The following is a 24,359-nucleotide window of genomic DNA, read 5'->3' as shown; positions in this document are numbered from 1 at the left end:
TGCAAGCATATGACGTGCAAAGCCGTCAGGCGCTCTTTGTGCGGTGTTGCCGTAACACTGCCCTGACCACAAAAAACGATGCAGCTGTACTTGTGCACAGTCTGCATCGTTTCTCATTTTTCGAAGATTCGCAAATCCTTATTTTTTCTTGGTTTCGACTTCTTCTGTCAGTCTTGCCACCAGGTCAGCGACACTCATGCTGCCGCAGTCCTCACCGGTGCGCATACGAACAGCAACGGTCTTTTCCTCACATTCCTTATCACCAATGGTCAGCATATACGGTACCTTCTCCAGCGTTGCCTGGCGGATCTTATAGCCAACCTTTTCCGCACGGCTGTCCACTTCCACACGCAGACCAGCTGCCTCCAGCTGTGCCTTGACTTCATAGGCGAAGTCCAGATGACGGTCTGCAATGGGCACCAGACGAACCTGTTCCGGTGACAGCCACAGAGGCAATGCACCGCCAAAATGTTCGATCATATATGCCAGTGTGCGCTCATAGCAGCCCAGGGATGTACGGTGGATGATGTACGGCAATTTCTTCTGACCATCCTTGTCCTTATAGTACATGCCGAAGCGCTCTGCCAGGAGCATATCGATCTGGATGGTAACAATGGTATCCTCCTTGCCGAATACATTCTTATACTGAATATCCAGCTTCGGGCCATAGAATGCAGCTTCGTCAATACCAATGGTATAATCCACGCCCAGGTGATCCAGGATCTGACCCATGATTCGCTGTGCCTCTTCCCACTGTTCCGCAGTACCCTCATACTTGTTGTTGGGGTTTGCCGGATCCCACTGGGAGAAACGGAATGTGCAGTCCTCCAGCATACCAACGGTATCCAGCATATACTTTGCCAGTTCCAGACAGCCCTTGAATTCCTCCTCCAGCTGATCCGGACGGAGTACCAGATGTCCCTCGGAAATAGTGAACTGACGCACACGAATCAGACCGTGCATCTCGCCGGAGTCCTCTTTCCGGAACAGGGTGGAAGTTTCACCCAGACGCATAGGCAGGTCACGATAGGAGCGCTGACGGTTCAGGAATACCTGATACTGGAAAGGACATGTCATAGGACGCAAAGCGAAGCATTCCTTTGTCTCGTCATAGGGATCGCCCAGAATGAACATGCCGTCCAGATAGTGATCCCAGTGACCGGAGATCTTATAGAATTCCCGCTTTGCGAACAGGGGTGTCTTGGTCAGCAGATAGCCGTGCTTCTGTTCTGTATCCTCAACCCAGCGCTGGAGCAGCTGAATCACTCTTGCGCCCTTTGGCAGCAGGACAGGCAGACCCTGACCGATGGTATCAACGGTGGTGAAATATTCCAGTTCCCGTCCCAGCTTGTTGTGGTCACGCTTCTTTGCCTCTTCCAGCTTATTCAGATGTTCTTCCAGCATGGCAGCCTTGGGGAATGCAACGGCATACACACGGGACAGCATCTTGTTCCTTTCGGAGCCTCTCCAGTATGCACCGGTGCAGGACAGCAGTTTGAATGCCTTGATGGTACCTGTAGACATCAGGTGCGGGCCGGCGCACAGGTCTGTGAAATCGCCCTGCTTGTAGAAGGAGATCGGCTCGCCCTTTTCGGCGTGCTCTTCGCACAGTTCCACCTTGTACGGCTCGTTCATTTCTTTCAGCTTTGCAATTGCCTCCTCCGGGGACAGGTAGAACTGCTCCAGGGATTCATTTGCCTTGATGATCTTCTTCATTTCCGCTTCGATCTTTGTCAACTCATCCTGGGTGAACGGGTGTTCCAGATCGAAGTCATAGTAAAATCCCTCATCGATTGCCGGACCGATGGCAAGCTTCGCCTCAGGATATAGGTGCTTTACTGCCTGTGCCAGCACGTGAGAAGCCGTATGCCAGAAGGTCTTTTTACCCGCTTCGCTGTCGAAGGTCATTACCTCAAAAGTACAGTCGTGATCGATAACCGTACGCAGATCGCATACCTCGCCGTCGATCTTGACGCAGCAGGATGCCTTATACAGCCCCATGCCGATGCCCTTGATGACCTCTGCCGCAGCCTGCGGTGCTTCCAGCTCCCGGATGCTGCCGTCTTTCAGTGTCAGTTGAATCATGTGAATCTTCCTTTCATCAAAAAAATACGAAGTCCCTCACACAGCGGAAGGACTGTGCAAGGGACGATGAAAATCTATTTCTCGTGGTTCCACCCTTGTTCATGCGCATTGCGAAAATGCACACCTCGTGGTGTCGGATAACGGGGACAAACCGCTGCGGATTGGGCAGGCTCAGAGAATGGTATGCACACGCCGTTCCCTTTGCCGCTGTTCTCAGCCGATGACAGCGGTTCTCTGGAAAAAGGATGTCGTTGGAATGTGCGGTTCTCGTCAACGCTTTTGTAAACATTAGTATAGCACACAATCCTGGCTGTGTCAACAGACAATTTTCACGAAAATTCGCTCCAGGATTTGTGCGGCGTGCGATGTGTGCTCTGCTGGACAAGCAGACCGAGTTCAGTAGATAATCACGTTGACCTTGATTACACCGATTTCAGTCTTTTGAAATCATTTCGCTATTCTGCTTGCTATACACACAGCCGCAGAAATTCTGGCGGTACAGGTCATATTCCCGTGACAGCACAATCGACCGCTGATAGCCGCCTTTTTTCTTGAAATCCGAAAACAGCCATGGTACCCCATACTGCTCCGCCAATACCCTGCCAGTTTCGTTAATAAATGGTGCATCCTTATGGGGGCTGATGGTCAATGTCGTACACACAAAATCCGGCGTATTCTCCAGTTCTGCCGCCGCCCGAAACGTCTCCTCCAGCCGATGCCGGATGCACCTCTGACAGCGAAAACCACGTTCCGGTTCCCGTTCCAGCCCTTTCGCCAGCCCATAAAACCGTTCCGGGAAATAATCCCCATCCACGATTTTCACCGGATGCCCCAAAGGCATCTCCTGCACCAACCGTTTCAGTTCTGCTTTCCGGTGGAGATACTCTTCCTCCGGCGCAATATTCGGATTATAGAAGAACAGGGTAATGGCAAAATACCGGCTCAGATATTCCAGCACATAGCTACTGCACGGCGCACAGCAGGCGTGGAGAAACAGCACAGGCACACGTCCCTCCGGCAACTGCGCCAGAATCCGATCAGTTTCCAGCTGATAATTGATCTTGGATGGCATTCTGGGAAACCGTTGTTGTAGCAGCCATAGCTGCGTCACCGCCCACAGCAGATGTACCGCCGACAGCACTGCCTGTCGGTGTCACCTGAAGATAATTGCAGATACCTGTAGCAATGGCGTTGGCAATGTTGTCCTCATTGTCCAGAATCCACTGTGCCACGTTGGGACCGTCATGGAATTCCACTTCGATGAGACAACACGGACTCTTGTTTGCGCCGATCTCGTACTGATAGGAATCGGAACCGTTCTGAGAGCCGTCCATCAGACCACGGTCAGACGTAGGTGTCAGGGCAGCCACCGGATCATACACTGCCTGTGCCAGTGCCTTGCTTGCTTCGGAAGCGCTGTTGTAATAGCAGTCTGTGCCCACACCGGTGCCTGCGTTGGTGTGGATCGCCACATAAGCGGCAAGACCATTGTCACCCATAGCAGTCTTGCTCTCCAGGCTGTCGTTCTCCCCGGCAACAATGACCGTCAGACCGGACTGCTGCAGGATCGCCGCCGTTTTCTGTGCAATGTTGCGGCATTCTGCGGCTTCATTGGTATCACCAACTGTAAACGCATTATCTGCCTGGTTGGACGGACTGAGGTATACCACATTGGAATAATTCTGTTCCTCTGTGGTAGGTTCTGTAGCCGCTGTTGTGGTCGTCACCTGGTCTTTTTTCTTTTCCTTACTGCTGGAACAGCTGGAACAGCATTTCACAAGCAGCACGATCAGCAAGATCAGGACGAGCAGCACAGCAAGAATCCGGTCATACCGGACACGGCGTGCATTTTTTCGGGATGTGGGCTGTCTGTCGGATTGCATGATAATTACCTCCAATTCATAAGATAGAATCGTATTTTATTGATCTTCCAAGGCTTTGAGCGCTTTGCGTTCCGCCTGATTCACCTTGATTTTTCCGTCCCGGAGCACCGTGATATCCTTGCGGTTGACCTTTACGGGCACATCTGACTTATCCGGCATGACCTTCAGGTCACCGGTAAGGGGATTAATCTCACAGACCTTTGCATGGGTGCCGTCTGCCATTGCCACAAGTGCACCCACCTTCGGGGTAATGCGCAGAAGCTCTTCATAGACATTCTGCTCATATTTCAGACAGCACATGAGTCTGCCGCAGCAGCCGGAGATCTTCGACGGATTCAGAGACAAGCCCTGTTCCTTTGCCATACGGATAGAAACCGGCTGGAAATCCTGCAAATGCCCCTTACAGCAGAATTCTCTGCCGCAGATACCCATGCCGCCCAGGATCTTCGCTTTGTCCCGGACGCCGATCTGCCGCAATTCGATACGTGTGCGAAAAACAGCCGCCAGATCCTTGACCAGTTCTCGGAAATCCACCCGGTTGTCTGCGGTAAAATAGAAGAGCAGCTTGCTGTTGTCAAAGGTACACTCCACATCCACCAGATTCATTTTCAGCCCACGAAGAGCGATCTTCTGCTGACAGACCTGAAACGCCTTTGCTTCCCGTTTGCGGTTCAGCTCCAATATCCGCCGGTCATCCCGGTTCGCCACCCGGATGATGGGCTTTAGGGGAGATGTCACTTCTGTTTTGGGTATTTTCTTATTGGGAATGGCGACCTCGCCGCATTCCGTACCACGTGCCGTTTCGGTAATAACCAGATCCCCTGCCTTCACCTGATTGCCGTCAGGTGAAAAATAATAGATCTTGCCGTTATCTTTGAAACGAACACCGATAATTTCAATCATAGATTGTCCTTTCTATTGCATATTGCTGAATCAATGTTATCAATCCAGGGCAATTGAAACGTGTGCTTGTGGGGGGCGTTGCCCCTGATTACAGCCGTTCTATTCACATGTTTTCCTTCGCCTTTCAACCGGCATCCATACAGGACGCACAGAGTGCCGCCAGTGCCAGAGGAAGATTCACATTTGCCTCCAGTGCCGCATATGCCTTGTCCACCGCCAGATGCATTGTCTGGGCGGCGGCAGTGGAAAGCCGTTCCGAAAGCTTTGCCGCACCGGCGGCATCGCAGCCGATACAAGCCCCACCGGCATCATATTTCAGCGCCATAGCATCCCGGAGGGTGCGGTCAAACAGCATCAGAAACAGCATCGCCTGTTCCCGTTCTTTTCCCAGAGTTCCCACCGCCTGGAGCAGCGCATATTCGTTCCTATTTATTATACTATTGATTGCGGATTTTGTCAATCCAACGATGCTGCGAATTTCCTCTTTTTCCAGAAAATTCAGACATTGTCCGATATTGCCGTGAAACGCCGCAATTGCTTCCTGGCATTCTTCCGGTGCATATCCACGCTCCGTCAGTGCCTGAAGACACTGCTGTTCCGTCACTGGCGTCACAGCCAGGGAGATGATCCGGGAGCGCACCGTCGGCAGGAGCACAGTGGGTGCAGCTGCCGTGAAGATGAAATACACATATTCCGGCGGTTCCTCCACTGCTTTCAGCAGCAGATTCTGGGAGCGCGCATCCATATTATCGCAGTCACAGAAGAGATAAAATTTTGCCTTGCCCTCATTTGGCGGCGAAACCAGATCCATGCCGATCTCCCGCACGGTATCCACTGAAAATCCGCCCCGTTTTCCCGTATGTTCCGCATAGCGGACATCGGGGTGCACTCCGTCTGCCAGCATCCGGCAAGACTTGCACTGACCGCAGGGCTTTTCCGTCCCGGTGCAGAGCATTTCCGCCATAAACCGCTTTGCAAGGGTCTTTTTCCCCAAACCGGCTTCTCCATAAAAGAGAAAACCATGGGCGGCACGATCCCGCCGCAGCATTCCGTGCAGGGTCTCCAGCACAGGTTCATTTCCATAAAACATGATCTCTATTTTCTCCCAATTATTTCAAATCCATCGCCCCAGGCGATACCGACATTCCTAATTTTTATTGTACCACATTTATTTCAGAAATGCCATACCCTTTGCACACAGAAATGCAATTCTGGTCGATCCGTTCGCCGCTGAGCACGATGGGCACCGCCGGCGGACAGGGTACCTTTACCGCTGCGCAAATTCTGCCGAAGCTTTCCACCATGGGAATGGTCTCCTGCGGTGCCAGCGCAGCCTCCCGGATACCACAGACAGTTTCCGGACGAGGCAGGGCATATTTTTCCGTTACAGGCGGCTGTTCCGGCGTAAACTGTTCCAGTGCCTGTTGGAGCCGGCAGAAATCTTCCTTTGTACTTCCAGCCGAACAGAGAAGTACCACGTTGTACAAATCCGCATATTCCGGAATAACGCCGTTTTCCTCCAGATACGCCGCCAGTTCCGTTCCGGCACATCCGCTTGCCGCTGCATCAATGGTCAGGTGCAAGGGATCGCCGTCCACGAACACATAGCGGGACGAAAAATGGCATTTCAGCGCCTGGACATACTCTATGACCTCCCACAGCTGTTCCCGGAACAAGGGCGAAGCCAGTTCCCGGTTGCACCAGTCCAGAGATGCCAGCATAAGGTAGGACGGGCTGGTGGAAGCAAACATTGCCATAGCATCACGTACCCGCTGGGCATCGGTGTCAATATCACTGCGCACGTGGAGATATGCCGTCCCCGTCAGCCCCGACAGCATTTTATGCGCCGAATCGCAGCAATAGTCTGCACCCAGCTGAATGGGATGCCCCTGCCACGGCAGAAATGCCAGATGGGCACCGTGGGCATTGTCCACCAGAAGCTTGGCATGATATTTCCGGCAGATCTCCGCCAGCGCCCCGATATCCGCCACACGCCCCAGATAGTCCGGCGAAGTTACATAAATACACGCCGGACGGTGGAGCTGTTCCAGCACTGCCTCGAAATCCTCCGGGGCATATGTACCCGACAGAATGCCGTCGCTCTCTCTGGGATAGACCCACTGTACCGTCAGATCCAGCAGCACACAGGCATTCAAAAATGCCCGGTGTACATTCCGTGCCGCAATGACAGCCCTGCCCTCCTGCTTCATGAGGAGCAGCATAGTCTGGATGCAGAGGGTAGAACCGGCGCAGGAATAGAACGTATACGCTGTCCCGTAGAGAGACGCTGCATTTGCTTCGCTCTCCGCCAGGATCCCGGACGCTTCAAAAAGGCTGTCTGCACCGGGGATCTCCGTCAGATCCAACTCTGCCGCCTGTTGGAGTGCCGGTGCGCCCAGCCGACCCTTGTGTCCGGGCATGTGCATCCGTACCGGATCCTGTGCTGCATATTGTAATAAAAAGTCGTAGACTGGTGTTTTCATCAGTGGTTTTTCCTCCGAATGTCTTAGAATAACCGGAATAAGTGCATAAGCTTCGGGGATACATATTTCTTATTTTTGTGTTCGCACCCTTAACATGCGAACACCGCCCTAACGCCTCATTCCTCATTCTTTCCCATGCCTAAAACAGATCATACGCTCTGAGCCGGCTGCGGATGGAATCACAGGCACGGCGATGGGTGCGGGAAACTGTAGAAACATTCACACCCAGAGCATGTGCGATCTCCGGCATGGTTTTCTTCTCCTTATAGTATAACACAAGAATCTGCTTTTGTCTCGCAGAAAGTTCATTTTCGATGATATTTTTTGCAATATGACAGGCGACCCGTTTTTTCTCCCTGCGTTCCACTTGGGAATCCATTGAAAACAACAGTGAATCCCACACATCTTTCGTCATGCGCAAAAGCTGTCACCTGCCTGTTCCACCGCAGCTTCAGCATCCGAATAGGGCAGAATTGTCTCCATGACCTGTTCGATCTCATGGACTTCTTCGCTGAGCAGACGCCGTCTTGCCTCCAGCGACTGGGTCTCCAGAGGCGAAAGCCGGGAATCTTTCATCTGCTGCCGCAATTCCTCGATCCTGCTTTTCAAAAGATGCAGACTGATACCATACTGATACAACATAGCATTCATAAAATAGACTTCTCCTTTCCGGCATGTACGAGTTCATGTGCTCTTCAAACCGGATTGTACCAGGGAGTTTTGGAAAAGTCAAGTGCTTGTTCTGAAAAACAAAACTTCTCAAAAAATTCAAACAAAGATTGTCGGTGTTCTCTTCAACAAAACAGCTGCTGCAAGAAGCAGAAAAATCTTGCAGCAGCCTTATGAAACACGGAATGCACGCCCGATCAGAACGGCAGAACCGGATCAGGCGCCGGTTCCATATCTGCTCTGGGAATCTCAAAAGTATACGCTTCTGTCCAGTCCAGCACACCGGCACCAGGGAAATACATCAGCGTTGCCACCTGAAAATCTGCCGGCACTTCCAGACAGATATAGCCCTGGCGTGTTTCGCCAGCCTCGATGGGATCCGCAAAATCCTCTGCATCCTCACCAAACTGTCTGTAAATGAACCGGCTACAGCGTACTGTTACGCCGGGAAAAGCCTCTCCATCCGTTTCAATGGCATAGGAACGGGACAGCATATTGGCAGAAATAGACCGATCCGTCTCATTCTGGATGGTGATCTGGAAGAAGATCAGACCGAGCTCCTGGTCATCATCCATAAACGTATAGGAAGGCAGATATGCCTTGTCCACCGTGACATGTACATCCTGCACGCTGACCTCTTCGCCTACTTCGCCGGTCTTTACTTCCACTTTGCGGGGTTCTTTGGTGGTCTCTGTCACTGCGGCAGATTCGCCGTCCAGATCACGCACACGCCCTTCTTCTTTTTTTCCGCAGCCTGCCGCCGTGAGCAGCAGTACGCCGCCCATAAAAAGACTGAGCATCTTTCCAAATGTTTTGTTCATGTGGTTTTGACATTCCTTTCCTCTGTCCGGACAGCCACGCCCGGTTTATTTCGGGATCATATAGGGCAATACCGCACAAAGCTTGTGCGGTGTTGCCATAAAAAAACTGCCCCGTGTCCGACTCAATGCCGGAGCGGGACAGCCTTTGAATCTTAGTCTGCTTCAATTGCACTTACCGGACATTCCGAAGCACAGGAACCGCAGGAGATGCAGGTATCTTCTGCGATCTCATACTTGTCAGCGCCCTCAGAAATCGCGTCTACCGGACATGCGCCCTGGCAGGTACCGCAGCTGATACATGCGTCTGTAATTTTATATGCCATTTGGAATTCACCTCCGTGTTCGAATCAGCAGGACATTCTGTTCTGCTACACCCCATTATAACAGATTTCCAAAAAAAAAGCAAGTGGTTTTCCCTGGTTTCTCAAAAAGTTTTTGACAGCAGGAGTTATTCCTGAATATGTTCCAGCGCCTGTCCGAAAATGGAGGAAATATGTGAATCCGCCAGGGAATAAAAAATCGTTTTTCCTTCCCGCCGGCTGGTGACAAGCCGGGACTGCTTCAGGATCCGGAGCTGGTGAGAGATGGCAGACTGGGTCATGTCCAGCTTCTGTGCAATATCACGGACGCATTCTTCGTGGCGGAACAGCACGAAAATGATCCGCACCCGTGTGAGATCGCCGAAGATCTTAAACAGCTCTGCCACATCTGACAGAACCGATTCCGGCGGCATCTGCTCCGGCAGCTCTGCCGGCTTATGTTCTGTGTGTTCGGTATACATAAATCCTCCCTTGCTAAGGCAATACCGCACAAAGATTGTGCGTCAGATGCGCCGTCAGATTTTTCGTCAGATGAAACAAAAAGCGCAGTGAATACTTTGTGTATTCACGAGCATTTTTGTAAAATATGACGAAAATACGCAAGCATATGACGTGCAAAGCCGATAGGCGCTCTTTGTGCGGTGTTGCCCTAAGTGTATGCATAATGTTTAATGTTATCATACGACATTTTCTTAGATTTGTCAAGACAAACACAGATTCATCCACGGAAATCATTTTTCATAGGAAAGAACCCCTCAGTTATGGCTACGCCGTGCCAGCTCCCCCTTTCAGGGGAGGGGGATCATTGCGCAGCAATGGTGGAGGGGTGATTGGATCGAAACATAAGGCAACACTGCATACAAAAGCCGTACCCGGCAGAGTACCGGATACGGCTTTTCATCTATGGGAGATTTTCAAAACAGCGGATTAATACATGCCGCCCATGCCGCCTGCCGGAGCAGCAGCTGCCGGCTCTTCCTTCGGAATGTTTGCCACTGCACTCTCTGTGGTCAGTACCATAGCTGCAATGGAGGCTGCATTCTGCAGTGCACTTCTGGTAACCTTTGTGGGGTCAACAATGCCGCTGCTCATCATATCGCAGTAAACCTCGTTGTATGCGTCGAAGCCATAGCCAACCTTGCGGCTGCGTCTGATCTTGTCAACAATAATGCTGCCTTCCAGACCAGCATTTGCAGCAATCTGACGGAGCGGTGCTTCCAGTGCACGGAGTACGATCTTTGCACCGGTCTTTTCGTCACCATCCAGAGACGGAAGCAGCTTCTCAACTGCCGGGATCGCATTGATCAGTGCAGTGCCACCGCCAGCAACCATGCCCTCTTCTACAGCTGCCTTTGTTGCGGACAGAGCGTCCTCAATGCGCAGCTTCTTTTCCTTCATCTCAACTTCTGTCGCAGCGCCGACCTTGATCACAGCAACACCGCCGGACAGCTTGCCGATGCGCTCCTGCATCTTCTCACGATCGAAGTCAGAAGTAGAAGCTTCGATCTGGTGCTTGATCTCGGTGATTCTCTCCTGGATTGCCTCAGAAGTACCTGCACCGCCTACCAGAATGGTGTTTTCCTTGTCGATAACGACCTGGCCAACCTGACCCAGCATATCCATGCTTGCATCGCTCAGTTCCATGCCCAGATCAGAGGACAGAACCGTACCGCCAGTCAGAATTGCGATATCCTGGAGCATTTCCTTTCTTCTGTCGCCAAAGCCCGGAGCCTTCACAGCAGCACACTTGAAGGTGCCGCGGATGTTGTTCAGGATAATGGTGGTCAGAGCCTCGCCCTCAATGTCCTCAGCAATGATCAGGAGCTTCTTGCCCATCTTTACGATCTGCTCCAGCAGCGGCAGAATATCCTGGATGTTGTTGATGGTCTTGTCGGTGATAAATACCAGCGCATCATCATAAACGACCTTCATCTTCTCACGGTCTGTTACCATATACGGAGACATATAGCCCCGGTCGAACTGCATACCTTCTACTACTTCGCTGTAGGTCTCAGCGGTCTTGCCCTCTTCAATGGTAATTACACCGTCAGTAGAAACCTTCTCCATTGCCTCAGCGATCAGCTTGCCTACGGTCTCATCTGCGGAAGAAATGGTAGCGATACGCTCAATATCTGCAGTACCCTCGATCTGCTTGGAATTTGCCTTGATGCTGTCTACTGCAGCGTCAACAGCCTTTGCAATACCCTTGCGCAGTACCATGGGATTTGCACCGGCAGCAATGTTCTTCACGCCCTCATGGATAATGGACTGTGCCAGAACCGTAGCGGTTGTGGTACCATCGCCGGCAGCATCGTTTGTCTTGGTTGCAACTTCACGAACCAGCTGTGCACCCATGTTCTCAAAGGGATCTTCCAGCTCGATGTCCTTTGCAATGGTAACGCCGTCATTGGTTACCAGCGGTGCACCGAATTCACGATCCAGAACCACATTGCGACCCTTCGGACCCAGGGTGATCTTTACAGTGTCTGCCAGCTTGTCGATACCGGTGATCAGACCTTCTCTTGCGTCTGCATTATACTTAATATCCTTTGCCATGGTCAAAAACTCCTTTTCTCATTATAATGTAGGACAATTATTCTGCAATACCCAGAATTTCGCTCTCATAAACCAAAACCAGCTCTTCGCCGTCCAGCTTGATCTTCTGACCGGCACCCTGACTGATCAGAACGGTGTCGCCCACCTTTACCTGCATGGGAACGCGAGTGCCGTTCGGCGCATACTTGCCCTCGCCGCACGCTACGACCTTACCCTTTGCCGGAACACCAGCCGGTGTCTTGGTTGCCAGGACCAGACCGCCTGCGGTCTTTTCCTCCTGATCTTTTTCCACCTTTATCAGTACTCTGTCTGCCAACGGTTTCATTGTCATGATTCATTCCTCCTGCATACAAAATTATCACTTGTTTCTTGAACCTGTTAGCACTCGTTGTTCCTGAGTGCTAATATCTATTTTACCAACTTTTCAGAAAAAATCAAGGGCTTTTGTGCAATTTCCGAGAAATTCAGATATATGCACAAATCACGCACATCAGAAAAGGCAATAATATAACAACTTCCACAAATATTTTACTTTGTAGATCGCAAAGTCAGACTATCCCCACGTGATTCGGCAAAAAATAAACTAACTAATACACGCCGTCATTTTACATTCTTCACATTTTACATTTAGAACATAAAATATACATGATATATACACTTATCAAACACATACTTATAGTATAATGGGAATTACAAGGAAACCGGCGTGTTTCGACAGCTGTTGTACTGCAAAACTGCCGGAGGGAATTGAGAACCCGGCTCCTTTGGGGCGGTTCGGAAAAGACATGTATAACGTTATAAAACGAGGAAGGCGTGAAAATTATGGCACTGGAAAAAGTTCTTGTTGTGGATGATGACCCGAATATCTGTGACGTACTGCGAATGTATCTGGAAAATGAGGGATACAGCGTAATCCTGTCCTATGACGGCGAAGAGGCGCTGGTAAAATTCAACGCACTGAAGCCGGATATTATTCTCCTGGATGTGATGCTGCCCACCGTTGACGGCTGGCAGGTATGTCGTGAAGTACGCAAAAAGTCCAGCGTGCCGATCATCATGATCACCGCAAAGGGCGATACGTTTGATAAGGTACTGGGCCTGGAACTGGGTGCAGATGACTATGTGGTAAAGCCCTTCGATACCAAGGAAGTCATTGCACGTATCAAGGCAATTGCAAGAAGAATCGGCAATTCTCCGGAAGAATCCGAGGTCAAGGAAGTTCGTTATGACAAGCTGTCCGTTAACATGACCCGCTATGAGCTGCGTGTAGACGGCAAGGTCGTTGACACACCACCAAAAGAACTGGAACTGCTGTTCTATCTGGCATCCAACCCGAACCGTGTATACACTCGTGACCAGCTTCTGGACGAGGTATGGGGCTTTGAGTACTACGGCGACTCCCGTACCATTGACGTACACATCAAGCGTCTGCGTGAAAAGCTAGAAGGTGTTTCTGACAAGTGGTCTCTGAAAACCGTTTGGGGCGTGGGCTATAAGTTCGAGTCCGAAGAGGACGAATAAGCCCCGTGGAAGCACCAGAAACCACTCAAGTCCAGCGGGCACGCCGGAGACGGATCCAACGAACGTTTTTCATCCGTATGCTGCTGGTGACAGTCCTGCTGGTCGTAACGGTCTCGGTGACCCTGGGCTATGCCATCAGCCGCTATAAACGGGATTATTACAACAATGCACTGCGTGGCTGTGATATCCTGACCAGCGATATTATGACCCATAACCGGGAATTCCCCAACGAAAATATGCTCCAGTACTATATTCCCACTCAGGTCAATAAGATCGCCGGACAGCTGAACTTCTTCGTCTATCTCTTCGACGTAGAAGGACAGTGCATCCTTTGCAGCCAGAATACCGGACAACAGGCAGATGATCTAACGCTCAATACCGAGATGCGGCGTGTTATGGAAAAAGAAGGCTCCTACCTGACGGACCATGCCGCAGGAAAGTTTGACCGTTCCATTGCAGAGCCTATGCTCTGCCGGGGCACGACTCTGACACTGACAGAAGACGGGGAAACAAACACCTACTATATGTTTTCCAGTTCATACACTCGCCCGCTGAATGCCTATACTTCCGATGTATTGGTTCTGGCGGTCTGTCTGGTACTGGGACTGCTTCTCGTTTCGGCAGTGGTGTTTTTATACTCCATCCGCAGCAAATCCAGACATCTGGATCGGCTGGCAGCATCGATGAAACTGTATGTTCAGGGCGACTACAGCCAGCCCCTTTCGCCGGAACAATATGCGGGGACAGAGTTTGAGGAAGTTGCCATACTGGCGGAGACACTCAGCAGTCAGGCACAGCGTGCAGAAGAATCCAGCCGCCAGTTTGTGTCCAATGTCTCCCACGAGCTGCGGACGCCTATGACCATTATCAGCGGCTTTGTGGAGGGCATACTGGACGGCACAGTTGCCAAGAACAAGCGGATGGAATATCTTTCCATTATCTCTCAGGAAGTCCAGCGGCTGAAAATGCTGGTCACTTCCATGCTGAATCTGACGAAATTCGACGCCGGCACCATCCAGCTGAATTACCGGATGTTCACACTGAATGATACGGCATTCCGGACGGTGCTCATGTTCGAGAACCGCCTGGAAAAGCGGAACATCACCATCGAGGGTCTTGACAGTCCGCCGGTGCGTGCCTGTGCCGACCCGGATCTCATGAGTCAGGTGATTTATAACCTGGTGGAAAATGCCGTGAAATTCGTCAACGATGGGGGTACGATCACCTTTACCTTTGCCGACACGGACAGCGAGTGGGTGTTTGCCATTCGCAATACCGGAAACGGCATCTCCAAGGAAGAACTGCCGAAAATTTTCGAGCGATTCTATAAATCCGACTTTTCCCGCAGCCAGGACAAAACCGGGCTGGGACTGGGGCTGGACATCACCCGGCGTATCATCCATCTTCACCATGCCCAGATCCTGGTGCGCAGTGAAGAGCATGCGTACACGGAATTTGAAGTACGTCTGCCCCATGTGGAACTGCCGGAAGAGGATGAGACCGATAGTCAAGGATAAAACAGTATAGTATATCTTCAAAAGCGGACGGTATTCCGGCAGAAAGGTGCCGGCTCTGTCCGTTTTTCCATTTCCAACCGAAAGGAGCGTCTGCCAGATGCAGGAAGAAGAACAGAAACCATTGACCCAGCCAGAGCCGCCCCAGACCGCCGTGCCGCCGGAAGTACCGCCCCAGCGCAAGTGGTCGACAGATACACTGCCGAATTCTGGGGCAACCCCTGCGGCAGTAACGCCCCCACAGGGGACTGCACCCAGTCATATCATCCCCCAGCAGACCCCACCGGCAGCCCAGCCGCCGACAGCTGGATATATACCGCCGCAAAAGCCAGCGGCACCCCAGGTGCAGCAGCCGATTCCAGGCTATGTTCCGCCCCGGAATCCGGTACCGCCGCAGTTTCAACAGCCGAATCCGGGTTTTGTTCCACCCCATACTCCTGTGCCGCCGCAGTTTCAGCAGCCGAATCCGGGTTTTGTTCCACCCCATACTCCTGTGCCACCGCAGTTTCAACAACCGGCGCAGGGGGGTGTTCCGCCACAGAATCCCATACCGTCCCAGCCCAATATGGAGCAGCCTGTACATGGCTGGGGGGCTCAACCCCAGGGGTCTATGAACTGGTATCAGAACCAGCAGCCCCACTACAGAAACTGGCAGATACCCCCCCAGGTGCCTCCTCAGGCACCAGTAAAGCCGCCTATGACAGCAGAACAAAAGGACAAACGTGCCGCATTCTGGCTGAAGATCGTTGCCGGACTCATCGCAGCACTGCTGCTATACTGCATCGGCAGTGACGTCGTGGCATTCCGCCGGGGCGACACCAACGCTGTACAGACCACCAGCCAGACGGAGACAACGGACACGGAATCCGGCGCAAAGGTCGTGATCCAGCAGCAGGAAAAGCCTGATCTGGATACTTCCGCAGAAAATGTGGATGAAAACGGCGCTTATACGGTAGAAGGCGTAGCAGCTGCCGTCCGGCCTTCCATTGTGGAGATCTACACCTACGGCGACGCCAATCGTACACTGCTCAGCGGCACAGGCTCCGGGATCATTCTCTCCGAGGACGGATATATCATCACCAATGCCCATGTACTGACAAACGGAAAATCTTTCCGTGTCGTTACTTCGGACGAAAAGGAATATGCCGCAAAGGTCGTTGGCAGTGATGCCAAGACAGACCTTGCTGTCATTCAAATTAAAGCAGCTGGTCTCCCGGCAGCAACCATGGGCAATTCCGATGAGGTGGTTCTGGGCGAAGCCGTTGTCGCTATCGGCAATCCGGCAGGGCTCGCCGGCTCTGTGACAAACGGCATTGTCTCCGGTCTGAACCGCCAGATTCGTTCCGATGCAACCGGCTTTGACATGAACTGCATCCAGACCAATGCTGCCATCAGCCCGGGCAATTCCGGCGGTGCACTGGTGAACATGTATGGTCAGGTCATCGGCATCACCTCCTCCAAATATGTCAGCTCCAGCTATGAAGGACTGGGCTTTGCCATTACCATCAACGAGGTACTCCCCATTGTAGAAGATCTCATTAAAAACGGGTACGTCTCCGACCGTGTCCGTGTAGGCATCACCTTCATTTCCCTGGAAATCGAACAGGTACAGCTTGGTTTTGCAAAGGAAATCGGCATGGAAGACATCCCCGATGATCTCAGCGGCATCTGGGTCACGGAAATCGCTTCGGACTGTGACATTGCCAACACAGAATTGCAGCCCAACGATGTCATTCTCTCTGTACAGGGAGAAGCCGTCAGCGATTACGATGGACTGTGCGCCGCCATTGCTGACCTGAAAGCCGGAGATGAAATGGAAGCACGCTGCCGCCGCTATCATGCGGACGGCACCTATGAAGAATTCACCATCCGGTGCAAGCTGATGGAGGATACTTCCGGGAATTATTGATACATAGGAAACAAAAAATACAAGGCAACACTGCACAATCTTTGTACAGTGTTGCCTTAACTGTTCTTATAAGCAATGAAGTTTTTTGATCCAGCAATTTTTCAAAAATGCTGGCGAGGTCCAGGGCGAGGAGCCCTGGCAGAGTCCAGGGACAGCATCCCTGGTCGCCGCCCACAGGCGGCGAAACACCCCGGCGCATTCTTTTGCGCCACAGAGAAAAGGGGTGAGAAAAGCGACAGCTTTTCGAGGGGGAAGCGAACAAGACCGCTTCCCCCTTTGTATCCCTTTTCAGTAACTGAAATTTTGTAAACGTCCCAGTGGGACGTTTACAATGCAATCAGCTTTGGGATATTTCTAACTCAGAAGAAATTAACCCATTGTAGGCTTCTCATTGACCTCATCAATATAGTTCTGCATCTGGTCATAGATCGCATTGACAGACTCATTCCACGGCACGCCTCTGGAAGCGGCACGTACACCATGCTCACTGCTGTCCAGAACATCGGTGACATCGGAAGAAATACCGTTATAGAAATCGAACACGGGATTTTCCAGCGCCATTTCGTTCATGGTGTTCTTCATCTCGATCATTTCGTCTGTCCACTCATAGTCGCTGACAAACTGTTCGTCGCTGATCTCCTGTGCACCGTCGCTGACCTTGCTGAACCGGAAGCAATCCAGGAATTTGCCGACACCCTCCGGATTGTGACCGCCCTTTACAAAGCAGTACGCATTGACACTGGTGGGGATGTAATACTCGTCCGCCTTTTCATATTTCGGCACAGGCACAAAGAATACGTCCTCGCCGAATGTCTTGGACCACTGCGACTTTTCTGTGCCTAGCGTCCACAGACCGCAGGGATAGAACAGCAGCTTGCCCTCACCGATGTAATAATCACGGGACGTCCAACCATAGTCGCCGACACCCAGGGCAATATAATCCGCCTGCCACAGTCCGTACATCCAGTTCTGATAATCCTCAATGGCTTCATTGCGCAGGTTATTCACCAGCTTGCCGTCCTCCATGCCGATATACGGCACACCAGTAGAAGCAGACAGACCGGATTCGAAATACCAGCTGTCGATGCCATAGCGCTCTTCGGAAGTATCTACGAATTCCTCCAGCATATCCTCAAAGGCATCCCATGTCCACTCGCCTTTTTCAAACAGTTCTGCCGGATCGTCCAGACCGTTTTCATCCATGGTCTTGCGGTTATAGATGACAGCACAGTTATCACCGGTAACTTCAACGATAGCCATGTAGTGATTGCCATCCCAGATCATAGCATCGTTGGCGTCCTTGACATCTGCCCACAGTTCAGAATCCAGGTCAATATAATCGTCATAGGGCACAAACATACCACGGACAGCACCCTTAGGGAATGCGTCCCAGTTTCCGCCGTAGAAGAAATCCACACCCTCGTCACTATTGATGGAATTTGCCAGGTTATCATAGCGTGCGCCATAGGTGGTCTGATACCACTCGATCTCACCGCCGTAGCGTTCCTGGAAAACCGCCAATTCAATGGGCGTCGTTTTTCCCGAGTCGTCAGAATTGATATCCCAGTCGGACATCCACTTGATGGTTTTATTTTCCAGTTCGCCTGTCAGACGTTCGTCTGACTTCGCCAGTTCTGCCAGTTCCTCACGAGTGGTAGCGGACATGTCCTTTTTCGGGGTTTTATCCGCTTCTTTTCCCGAACCGCAAGCAGCCAGAGGCGCAGACAGTACAACGGCGAGCAAACAACTCAGCGCAATTCTTGCATATTTTTTCATGAATCACACCAACTCCTTTCTGCAAACGTACACAATTATTATAGCATATTTTCAAGTGTCAGTGCAAGTCACAAATTGCACGAGATTTCAAGACAGTTTCCGTGAATATTCACAAGGAAACAGGAATTCTCAAGGAGATAACGTATAAATCCATACCGCCGCAGGTGGCGAAGCCCCTTGCCCCACCATGGCTCTTCGCCTGGATCTCGCCAGCATTTTTGAAAATTTACCGGCTCAAAAAACTTCATTGCCAAGCTGCCTTTTAGAAAATGGATGGAGAATATTCTTCGATGCTACGTTTTTTATCCTAAGCCTTCCGCTTGCGCAAAGGTCATGCCTGGATGCAATGCCATATTCAGCGAGCACGCCAGCAGATCCCCGGCATGATCAATGAGCCTGTCCACATCCCTGGGCGTCACCATCATATTGGGACGATTTTTGGGCACGCTCTTGCCGTAGATCCCCTGCACTGCCGTGTGCAGATCCACCACTGTCGGCACACCCAGTGCCACTACCGGCACGCCCAATGTGCGCTTCGACAATTCCGCACGATGATTTGCCACACCGCTGCCCGGAGAAATACCGCTGTCGCTCATCTGAATGGTCGTCCCCAGCCGGGACAACTCCGCACATGCCAGTGCATCCACTGCCACAACTGCTGCCGGCTGTACCTGATGGCAAACCGCCTCCAGAAGTTCCGCCGATTCCATACCAGTCTGCCCCAAAACGCCCCCGGCAAGGACGCATACCGGACGCAGTTCCGGCAGATACTCCAATTCTTCCTTGCTGAGTGCCGTGCGCAAATGACGTGTTGCCAACACTTTTGATGCCACACGGGGTCCCAGTGCATCCGGCGTAATGGCACGATTTCCCAACCCAGCGACGAAAACGCATCCCTCTTTCGGCAAAAAGCGCTCCAGTTCAGCGGCAAGCTCCTCCGCCATTTCCTCATACTGGGCACTGTTCCGTGAGAGTGCCTCTGCCTCTAATGTCACATAGCGGCCTGCTGGCTTTCCGATGGGTGCGCCGCAGGTGTCGTTCTTGATGCAGATCTCTGTGACGGAAAAGGCTTTTCCACGTGTTTCTTGTGTCACGCCAGGCAACTCCGGTGCAGCGGCGGTGCGCTCTACGGCAAGGTCAGTACGAATTGAATCCATGTGTATTCCTCCTGGTTTTTGTGCAATCTGCTGGCTTTTCACGCCAAAATATTGTCGGCTTCCTCGAAAATACCTATTGCATTTCGGCGTGTTCTGTGGTATAATAAAGCTTAGTCACGGTGTTCTCCCGGAGAGCACCAGCATTTGGTCGTTCCATTTGCAAGGGAATTTTTCCAGCTAAAAACGGTACCGTGTCAATGCTGTTTTTAGTGTATGACGACAACTTTCCGGTTATTCGAGGAAATTCCGACCATACTATTTGAAAAGGAGATTTTAACTATGCCGAATATTCGTTCTGCAAAGAAGCGTGTAAAGGTAAGCGCTACAAAGACTGCTGCTAACAAGGCTCGCAAGTCCAACCTGAAGACCATGATTAAGAAGGCTGACGCTGCATGTGCAGCAAACGCTGCTGACAAAGAAGCTGCAGTACGCGCAGCAATCAAGCGTGTAGACCAGGCTTGCGCAAAGGGTCTGATGCACAAGAACGCTGCTGCCCGAAAGAAGTCTCAGCTGGCGAAGAAGCTGAACGCAGCTGGCTAAGTTTTACTGCCAAAGCCATAACAACAAATCAGAGCGCATACCATCTGGTGTGCGCTCTTTTTGTGCAATAAAAATGTAGGGGCGGATATTATCCGCCCGATTTTGCATGGATTTGTTTACAACGGCAAGCCGAAGCTCACCTGCAAGGCGTGATCTACCCTTGTCATAGACGGTTCATCCAGTTCGCCCATACGATCTTTCAGCCGCCGTTTATCCAGGGTGCGGATCTGTTCCAGCAGCACCACGCTGTCCTTTGTCAGACCGCAGGTCGCCGCCTGGACGTCGATATGGGTGGGCAGCTTCGCTTTATCCTTCCGGCTAGTGATCGCCGCTGCGATGACAGTGGGACTGTGCCGGTTTCCGATGTCATTCTGCACAATAAGTACCGGTCGGACGCCGCCCTGTTCCGAGCCCACAACCGGGCTTAAATCTGCATAATAAATTTCGCCACGCTTGACCAGCATGGGAATCCCTCCTTATCCATGATGGTATCCGTAATTCAACGCCGGCTGTACCACGGTTTGCCGGTTCGCTGTTAGTATGCCCGTTCCCGGACATTTTAAACGCATCCGGCCTTTGTTCCATCATATTCCTGGAGGGAAAAGTGCGTTCCTGTATGCAAAAGCATATAAAAGTGATTTCCATTGGAAACATTCCACCGGAATGTTTGCAAGGTTTTACTTGTTGAAAAGGTTTCACAAAGCGGGACGGGCTCGTGGAGCCCTCGCCCTGGACCTCGCCAGCATTTTTGAAAAATTGCTGGATCAAAAAAATTCATTGCCTACCGCCGATAAGACGGCAGCAAAAATTCCATACCCGGCAGATTACGCACCACACCGAACACCAGAAGCACCACAATACTGCCCCAGAGCAGTATTTTTTCCCCACAGCTGTTTTTTTGCAGCCACCTGGGATGCCATATCACCCGGATGAGAAGCGCTCCCATCCAGATCGGCAGCAGCACTGCCAGCACCAAATTTTCTCTTGCTGCACCGGAAAAATCCAGCTGTAACAAGCGCATACAGAAATGGGTCACCCCACAGCCGGGACAAGCAAGCCCTGTGATCTTCTGAAACACACATGGAATCCGGAATGGCGTCAGCCGAGTCAGAATATAATACCCCAGCCCCAGCGCAGCCACGATCCCGGCAGTTTTCAGCTGCTTCCGATACTGCCGGAAATATGAAGCAAAGCGGCTTTTTTCCATAGTTCCTCCCAATTATCACAAAAGGGACTGTACCAATCGTACAGCCCCTTTTTCATTACAAATACCCAAAAGACTTATGCCAGATTATTCAGTTCATTCTGAATGAGCGCATAGGAAACGATTCCCAGTCCAACAATGGAAAGAATCAGATAGAGGATTCCCGAATTGCTGGAAGGAATGCCCCGTGCGGTTTTCGCCTGATCCAGATATTCGCCTTCCTTATACATCCAGTACCACATGTAGATGCCGCATGTCACGATTCCCAGCAGGATGACAATGCCGCCGGAAGTTGCATTGGGATTACCGGTCACACGGTTGGTATCCTCTGTAATGGTGTAGATCCAGTACAGACCGTAGATACCGCAGGTGACAATGGAAAGAATGATGCACAGTGCAAGATTCCGCTGCTGAATGCCGCTGCCGCCGGGCGGAATGGGTGTTCCGGTGAACTGAGGCGGTGTCTGGGGCGGTACTGCATTTCCCGCTGCAGCATTGTTTGCTGTATTGTTCTGTGCTGTTGCACCGCAGTTGGGGCAGAAAGCCGCATCATCTGGATTGTTGCTTCCGCAATTTGGACAAATCATAAGTATTCTCCTTATTTTTCGAATTTGGCCGAATTCAGCCACAATATGTTGTATGCTTATTATAGCATATCTGCTTGTTTCTGTCAATAGAAACGCACAATTTCATAAGAAAATATTTGATTTTTCGTCACTCTGATACAGGAATGATCCAAATCAGGCGCACCAGAAATTTCAGAAGTGTCAGAGCGTCATCCACATTCACTTCACCATCCTGACAGCAATCTGCCACCTGAAGCTGGAGATCGTTGAACTGTACTGCACCGGCGATCTTATGATTCAACAAAATGACATCCGTCAGGGAAATTCTGCCGTCCAGGTCTACATCGCCGCAGGAACTATCGCCTGCGATCTGGATCGAACCGCTGATCAGAGAAAGAAGCAGCTCATTTCCGGCAATATTATTTGCTTCGGCAATAGTTTTTCCATCTTTTCCCACGTATTCCATTGTCAGCGGGAAAACATCTCCCGGTTTTGCATCCTCTGTCACATGAACCGTCAGCAGGCAAAAATCAGAACCCGTATAATCCAGAATACCGGCAGACAGTTCTGTTTCCTGGCTGATAGAAGAAATCCAAGCGAATCCTTCTGTGATGGCAGGCGCCATGAACAGCGAAGGAGATCGGTTCGCGCATTTTGTTAGCGCCAGTCTGTCCGGATCATAGGATATCCCAAAACTCAGATCTGAAAAGCCGTTGTTCTTATTCAGGAATATCGGTATCTGTACCTCATAGTCCACCGCCTTCAGCTCGTCCAGCGTGAGAGAAATTGTACCGATCTCTGCAATGATATCATAGGAAGAATCATCTGTGGTGGTGGTCGTAACAGAAGTTGTCGCTGTCGTTGTCGTTACAGATGTCATCGCAGTTGTAGTGCTGATTTCTGTTGCAGTCGGTTCTTCCAGCACTTCTATGACAATCTCTTCTATACTACCTAATCCACCATACACAGCGCCAATCGTAACAGTAGCATAACCCGGTGCAATTCCTCTCACTTTACCTGTGGAGTAATCAACCTCCAGTACACTTTCATCATCCGAGGTGAATGTCAGCCATAACAATTCAGTAGGACAGTATTCGCCATCATACAATACGTATGGAGTAATCTGCCCGGTTTCTCCTACATAAAGAGAAGACGGATAGTAGATCTCTTCAAATTCCGGATATATTTCATTATAAGTAGTGGTGGTAGTGGTTGTCGTGGTTGTTATCATGGGTGTAGTAGTGGTTTCTTTTGGCAGCTCGAGTACTTCAATATAAACCGATCGACTATCCCCTGGACCACAAGCGTCTATCCATGCTGCTCCTGGTGCAACCGCGGTCAATTCTCCTGTCATAAAATCAACTTCCAAAACGCTTTCATTCGACGAATAAAAGATGCAAGACTGCCAGCCGCTATATCCTCCGCCAGTCCAATGGGCTGATATGTAATCTGTTTCCCCGACATAAAGATAAGACGGATAGTAGTCAACCTCGACCTGCACAGGTTCTGTCGTGGTAGTTGTTGCCGGCATGGTCGGCGCCGTTGTGGTCATGGATGTTGTTGTATCGCGCCAAGTGGTTGAAAGCTTTGTCGTTGTAGTGGTAGTGGTCGTAGTTGTCGTTGTGGTAGTCGTTGTTATCGCTGTCGTTGTTGTCACTGCGGTATCCTGATACTCCGGCATATATTTCCCGGTGACATTGCTATCCCCCACAAAAAGCTGGGTCCAGTTGAGTACACCGCCATCGTTTGCAACGCCCACACCGATGCAGTCATAACTGTCGTCCAGAATATTTGCCCGGTGTCCGTCTGAATTCATCCAGCCATTCACCACTTTTTCCGGAGACGTATATCCCTGGGCAATATTTTCCCCGGCACTCATATAGGATACGCCGTATTCCCCCAGAACGGTGAAGCACCGTGATCCATCCGGTCGGGTGTGATCGAACAGTTCCGTGCACTCCTCTGCCCGGACAGCAGCCGCCTCATTCAGAACTGGTACGGCATAGAGCGGATCCAGCCCCTCTGCAGCACGTTCCATATTGACCAGAGCAACCACCTGATCGGCATAGAATTGCAGGTCTTCATCGGTCTGACTGGTAGACATTGCCGCAGCCGGCATAGCGCACGGCGGAATATGGATGCAAATACAGAATGCCATGAGAGCAGCTGTCATACAAGCGGCAATTTTTGTCATAAAATGTTTCATGAGATACTCCTTTCGATGAGAGATATCATTTCCTTTCAAACAGTATACCATATTTTCCCTCGTAAAGCAATTGCCATTTTGCACAAATTTCGCCCAAAAATGACTGAAAGACGATTTTTTGAACCGTTCCGCACAGAGTGTTTCCGTGCATTGCATGATCCTCTCAGAAAATATTTTCCATCTGCAAAAATAAAGGCAATACCGCACAAAGATTGTGCGTCAGATGCGCCGTCAGATTTTTCGTCA

Annotated in this window: 24 protein-coding genes; 5 read left to right on the top strand and 19 right to left on the bottom strand. The window is 51.0% G+C overall.

Annotation, left to right across the window (positions count from 1 at the left end):
- Nucleotides 1–138: 138 nt before the first annotated feature.
- From thrS to Q0418_RS10715, 13 genes are all read right to left on the bottom strand, one after another.
- Nucleotides 139–2,085: a threonine--tRNA ligase gene (gene thrS / locus Q0418_RS10775; protein WP_298484137.1), complete on the bottom strand. Its 1,947-nt coding sequence runs from the start codon at nucleotides 2,083–2,085 to the stop codon at nucleotides 139–141.
- A 433-nt stretch (nucleotides 2,086–2,518) separates the two neighbouring features.
- Nucleotides 2,519–3,157: an epoxyqueuosine reductase QueH gene (locus Q0418_RS10770; protein ID WP_298484136.1), complete on the bottom strand. Its 639-nt coding sequence runs from the start codon at nucleotides 3,155–3,157 to the stop codon at nucleotides 2,519–2,521.
- Nucleotides 3,123–3,968 (bottom strand): N-acetylmuramoyl-L-alanine amidase, encoded by an 846-nt coding sequence (locus tag Q0418_RS10765; protein WP_298484135.1) that lies wholly within the window; start codon nucleotides 3,966–3,968, stop codon nucleotides 3,123–3,125. The genes Q0418_RS10770 and Q0418_RS10765 overlap by 35 nt, the downstream gene beginning before the upstream one ends.
- A gap of 36 nt (nucleotides 3,969–4,004) precedes the next feature.
- Complete coding sequence (locus tag Q0418_RS10760; RefSeq protein WP_298484134.1) at nucleotides 4,005–4,871, bottom strand: stage 0 sporulation family protein; 867 nt, start codon at nucleotides 4,869–4,871, stop codon at nucleotides 4,005–4,007.
- A 124-nt stretch (nucleotides 4,872–4,995) separates the two neighbouring features.
- The gene (locus tag Q0418_RS10755) at nucleotides 4,996–5,961 is read right to left on the bottom strand and encodes an ATP-binding protein (protein ID WP_298484133.1); all 966 of its coding nucleotides are present in this window, start codon (nucleotides 5,959–5,961) and stop codon (nucleotides 4,996–4,998) included.
- Nucleotides 5,962–6,025: 64 nt separating this feature from the next.
- Nucleotides 6,026–7,354 carry an aminotransferase class I/II-fold pyridoxal phosphate-dependent enzyme gene (locus Q0418_RS10750; protein ID WP_298484132.1) on the bottom strand — a complete coding sequence of 443 codons (1,329 nt, stop codon included), beginning with the start codon at nucleotides 7,352–7,354 and terminating at the stop codon, nucleotides 6,026–6,028.
- 139 nt (nucleotides 7,355–7,493) lie between these two features.
- Nucleotides 7,494–7,769, bottom strand: coding sequence for a sigma-70 family RNA polymerase sigma factor (locus tag Q0418_RS10745; protein ID WP_298484131.1), 276 nt, complete (start codon nucleotides 7,767–7,769; stop codon nucleotides 7,494–7,496).
- Complete coding sequence (locus tag Q0418_RS10740) at nucleotides 7,766–8,005, bottom strand: hypothetical protein (RefSeq protein WP_298484130.1); 240 nt, start codon at nucleotides 8,003–8,005, stop codon at nucleotides 7,766–7,768. Before Q0418_RS10740 ends, Q0418_RS10745 begins: the two co-directional genes overlap by 4 nt.
- A gap of 215 nt (nucleotides 8,006–8,220) precedes the next feature.
- Complete coding sequence (locus Q0418_RS10735; protein WP_298484129.1) at nucleotides 8,221–8,844, bottom strand: DUF4352 domain-containing protein; 624 nt, start codon at nucleotides 8,842–8,844, stop codon at nucleotides 8,221–8,223.
- A 152-nt stretch (nucleotides 8,845–8,996) separates the two neighbouring features.
- Nucleotides 8,997–9,167: a DUF362 domain-containing protein gene (locus tag Q0418_RS10730; protein ID WP_295218511.1), complete on the bottom strand. Its 171-nt coding sequence runs from the start codon at nucleotides 9,165–9,167 to the stop codon at nucleotides 8,997–8,999.
- Between the two features lie 125 nt (nucleotides 9,168–9,292).
- On the bottom strand, nucleotides 9,293–9,625 hold the full coding sequence (locus tag Q0418_RS10725; RefSeq protein WP_298484128.1) for a helix-turn-helix transcriptional regulator: 333 nt from the start codon (nucleotides 9,623–9,625) through the stop codon (nucleotides 9,293–9,295).
- Between the two features lie 466 nt (nucleotides 9,626–10,091).
- Nucleotides 10,092–11,720, bottom strand: coding sequence for a chaperonin GroEL (gene groL, locus Q0418_RS10720; protein WP_298484127.1), 1,629 nt, complete (start codon nucleotides 11,718–11,720; stop codon nucleotides 10,092–10,094).
- 37 nt (nucleotides 11,721–11,757) lie between these two features.
- Nucleotides 11,758–12,051 carry a co-chaperone GroES gene (locus tag Q0418_RS10715; protein ID WP_298484126.1) on the bottom strand — a complete coding sequence of 98 codons (294 nt, stop codon included), beginning with the start codon at nucleotides 12,049–12,051 and terminating at the stop codon, nucleotides 11,758–11,760.
- Nucleotides 12,052–12,542: 491 nt separating this feature from the next.
- On the opposite strand from Q0418_RS10715, the gene Q0418_RS10710 reads away from it, so the two are divergent.
- From Q0418_RS10710 to Q0418_RS10700, 3 genes are all read left to right on the top strand, one after another.
- The gene (locus Q0418_RS10710) at nucleotides 12,543–13,241 is read left to right on the top strand and encodes a response regulator transcription factor (RefSeq protein ID WP_298484125.1); all 699 of its coding nucleotides are present in this window, start codon (nucleotides 12,543–12,545) and stop codon (nucleotides 13,239–13,241) included.
- A 5-nt stretch (nucleotides 13,242–13,246) separates the two neighbouring features.
- Nucleotides 13,247–14,758 carry a cell wall metabolism sensor histidine kinase WalK gene (locus Q0418_RS10705; protein ID WP_298484124.1) on the top strand — a complete coding sequence of 504 codons (1,512 nt, stop codon included), beginning with the start codon at nucleotides 13,247–13,249 and terminating at the stop codon, nucleotides 14,756–14,758.
- 97 nt (nucleotides 14,759–14,855) lie between these two features.
- Nucleotides 14,856–16,664 (top strand): S1C family serine protease, encoded by a 1,809-nt coding sequence (locus Q0418_RS10700; RefSeq protein WP_298484123.1) that lies wholly within the window; start codon nucleotides 14,856–14,858, stop codon nucleotides 16,662–16,664.
- Between the two features lie 369 nt (nucleotides 16,665–17,033).
- Here the strand turns inward: Q0418_RS10700 and Q0418_RS10695 are convergent, their stop codons facing one another.
- Entirely contained in the window at nucleotides 17,034–18,440 is a 1,407-nt protein-coding gene (locus Q0418_RS10695) for an ABC transporter substrate-binding protein (protein ID WP_298484122.1), read from the bottom strand.
- A 302-nt stretch (nucleotides 18,441–18,742) separates the two neighbouring features.
- Nucleotides 18,743–19,597 carry a GPR endopeptidase gene (gene gpr / locus Q0418_RS10690; protein ID WP_298484121.1) on the bottom strand — a complete coding sequence of 285 codons (855 nt, stop codon included), beginning with the start codon at nucleotides 19,595–19,597 and terminating at the stop codon, nucleotides 18,743–18,745.
- 279 nt (nucleotides 19,598–19,876) lie between these two features.
- On the opposite strand from gpr, the gene rpsT reads away from it, so the two are divergent.
- Nucleotides 19,877–20,137 carry a 30S ribosomal protein S20 gene (gene rpsT / locus Q0418_RS10685; RefSeq protein ID WP_298484120.1) on the top strand — a complete coding sequence of 87 codons (261 nt, stop codon included), beginning with the start codon at nucleotides 19,877–19,879 and terminating at the stop codon, nucleotides 20,135–20,137.
- A gap of 116 nt (nucleotides 20,138–20,253) precedes the next feature.
- Here the strand turns inward: rpsT and Q0418_RS10680 are convergent, their stop codons facing one another.
- The 4 genes from Q0418_RS10680 to Q0418_RS10665 form a co-directional block, all read right to left on the bottom strand.
- Nucleotides 20,254–20,601 (bottom strand): type II toxin-antitoxin system PemK/MazF family toxin, encoded by a 348-nt coding sequence (locus Q0418_RS10680; protein ID WP_298484119.1) that lies wholly within the window; start codon nucleotides 20,599–20,601, stop codon nucleotides 20,254–20,256.
- A 317-nt stretch (nucleotides 20,602–20,918) separates the two neighbouring features.
- A complete protein-coding gene (locus Q0418_RS10675) occupies nucleotides 20,919–21,344 on the bottom strand; it encodes a DUF2752 domain-containing protein (protein WP_298484118.1) in 426 nt (141 codons plus the stop codon).
- A gap of 74 nt (nucleotides 21,345–21,418) precedes the next feature.
- Nucleotides 21,419–21,928, bottom strand: coding sequence for a DUF4234 domain-containing protein (locus tag Q0418_RS10670; protein ID WP_298484117.1), 510 nt, complete (start codon nucleotides 21,926–21,928; stop codon nucleotides 21,419–21,421).
- Nucleotides 21,929–22,055: 127 nt separating this feature from the next.
- Nucleotides 22,056–24,113 carry a CAP domain-containing protein gene (locus Q0418_RS10665; RefSeq protein ID WP_298484116.1) on the bottom strand — a complete coding sequence of 686 codons (2,058 nt, stop codon included), beginning with the start codon at nucleotides 24,111–24,113 and terminating at the stop codon, nucleotides 22,056–22,058.
- 15 nt (nucleotides 24,114–24,128) lie between these two features.
- Between Q0418_RS10665 and Q0418_RS10660 the strand changes: the two genes are divergently transcribed.
- The coding region (locus Q0418_RS10660; protein WP_298484115.1) for a hypothetical protein at nucleotides 24,129–24,359 on the top strand (231 nt) is incomplete at its 3' end.

Origin of the sequence: uncultured Ruminococcus sp. (assembly GCF_937915125.1) — a bacterium.
GTDB lineage: Bacteria > Bacillota > Clostridia > Oscillospirales > Ruminococcaceae > Ruminococcus_C.
The sequence above is the reverse complement of the archived record's forward strand: the minus strand, read 5'-3'. Positions and strand labels throughout refer to the sequence as shown.

What these genes read in the sequence shown, in the direction of transcription:
- thrS (WP_298484137.1), bottom strand. Translation starts at nt 2,085, where the DNA reads ATGATTCAACTGACACTGAAAGACGGCAGCATCCGGGAGCTGGAAGCA.
- Q0418_RS10770 (WP_298484136.1), bottom strand. Translation starts at nt 3,157, where the DNA reads ATGCCATCCAAGATCAATTATCAGCTGGAAACTGATCGGATTCTGGCG.
- Q0418_RS10765 (WP_298484135.1), bottom strand. Translation starts at nt 3,968, where the DNA reads ATGCAATCCGACAGACAGCCCACATCCCGAAAAAATGCACGCCGTGTC.
- Q0418_RS10760 (WP_298484134.1), bottom strand. Translation starts at nt 4,871, where the DNA reads ATGATTGAAATTATCGGTGTTCGTTTCAAAGATAACGGCAAGATCTAT.
- Q0418_RS10755 (WP_298484133.1), bottom strand. Translation starts at nt 5,961, where the DNA reads ATGTTTTATGGAAATGAACCTGTGCTGGAGACCCTGCACGGAATGCTG.
- Q0418_RS10750 (WP_298484132.1), bottom strand. Translation starts at nt 7,354, where the DNA reads ATGAAAACACCAGTCTACGACTTTTTATTACAATATGCAGCACAGGAT.
- Q0418_RS10745 (WP_298484131.1), bottom strand. Translation starts at nt 7,769, where the DNA reads ATGACGAAAGATGTGTGGGATTCACTGTTGTTTTCAATGGATTCCCAA.
- Q0418_RS10740 (WP_298484130.1), bottom strand. Translation starts at nt 8,005, where the DNA reads ATGAATGCTATGTTGTATCAGTATGGTATCAGTCTGCATCTTTTGAAA.
- Q0418_RS10735 (WP_298484129.1), bottom strand. Translation starts at nt 8,844, where the DNA reads ATGAACAAAACATTTGGAAAGATGCTCAGTCTTTTTATGGGCGGCGTA.
- Q0418_RS10730 (WP_295218511.1), bottom strand. Translation starts at nt 9,167, where the DNA reads ATGGCATATAAAATTACAGACGCATGTATCAGCTGCGGTACCTGCCAG.
- Q0418_RS10725 (WP_298484128.1), bottom strand. Translation starts at nt 9,625, where the DNA reads ATGTATACCGAACACACAGAACATAAGCCGGCAGAGCTGCCGGAGCAG.
- groL (WP_298484127.1), bottom strand. Translation starts at nt 11,720, where the DNA reads ATGGCAAAGGATATTAAGTATAATGCAGACGCAAGAGAAGGTCTGATC.
- Q0418_RS10715 (WP_298484126.1), bottom strand. Translation starts at nt 12,051, where the DNA reads ATGACAATGAAACCGTTGGCAGACAGAGTACTGATAAAGGTGGAAAAA.
- Q0418_RS10710 (WP_298484125.1), top strand. Translation starts at nt 12,543, where the DNA reads ATGGCACTGGAAAAAGTTCTTGTTGTGGATGATGACCCGAATATCTGT.
- Q0418_RS10700 (WP_298484123.1), top strand. Translation starts at nt 14,856, where the DNA reads ATGCAGGAAGAAGAACAGAAACCATTGACCCAGCCAGAGCCGCCCCAG.
- Q0418_RS10695 (WP_298484122.1), bottom strand. Translation starts at nt 18,440, where the DNA reads ATGAAAAAATATGCAAGAATTGCGCTGAGTTGTTTGCTCGCCGTTGTA.
- gpr (WP_298484121.1), bottom strand. Translation starts at nt 19,597, where the DNA reads ATGGATTCAATTCGTACTGACCTTGCCGTAGAGCGCACCGCCGCTGCA.
- rpsT (WP_298484120.1), top strand. Translation starts at nt 19,877, where the DNA reads ATGCCGAATATTCGTTCTGCAAAGAAGCGTGTAAAGGTAAGCGCTACA.
- Q0418_RS10680 (WP_298484119.1), bottom strand. Translation starts at nt 20,601, where the DNA reads ATGCTGGTCAAGCGTGGCGAAATTTATTATGCAGATTTAAGCCCGGTT.
- Q0418_RS10675 (WP_298484118.1), bottom strand. Translation starts at nt 21,344, where the DNA reads ATGGAAAAAAGCCGCTTTGCTTCATATTTCCGGCAGTATCGGAAGCAG.
- Q0418_RS10670 (WP_298484117.1), bottom strand. Translation starts at nt 21,928, where the DNA reads ATGATTTGTCCAAATTGCGGAAGCAACAATCCAGATGATGCGGCTTTC.
- Q0418_RS10665 (WP_298484116.1), bottom strand. Translation starts at nt 24,113, where the DNA reads ATGAAACATTTTATGACAAAAATTGCCGCTTGTATGACAGCTGCTCTC.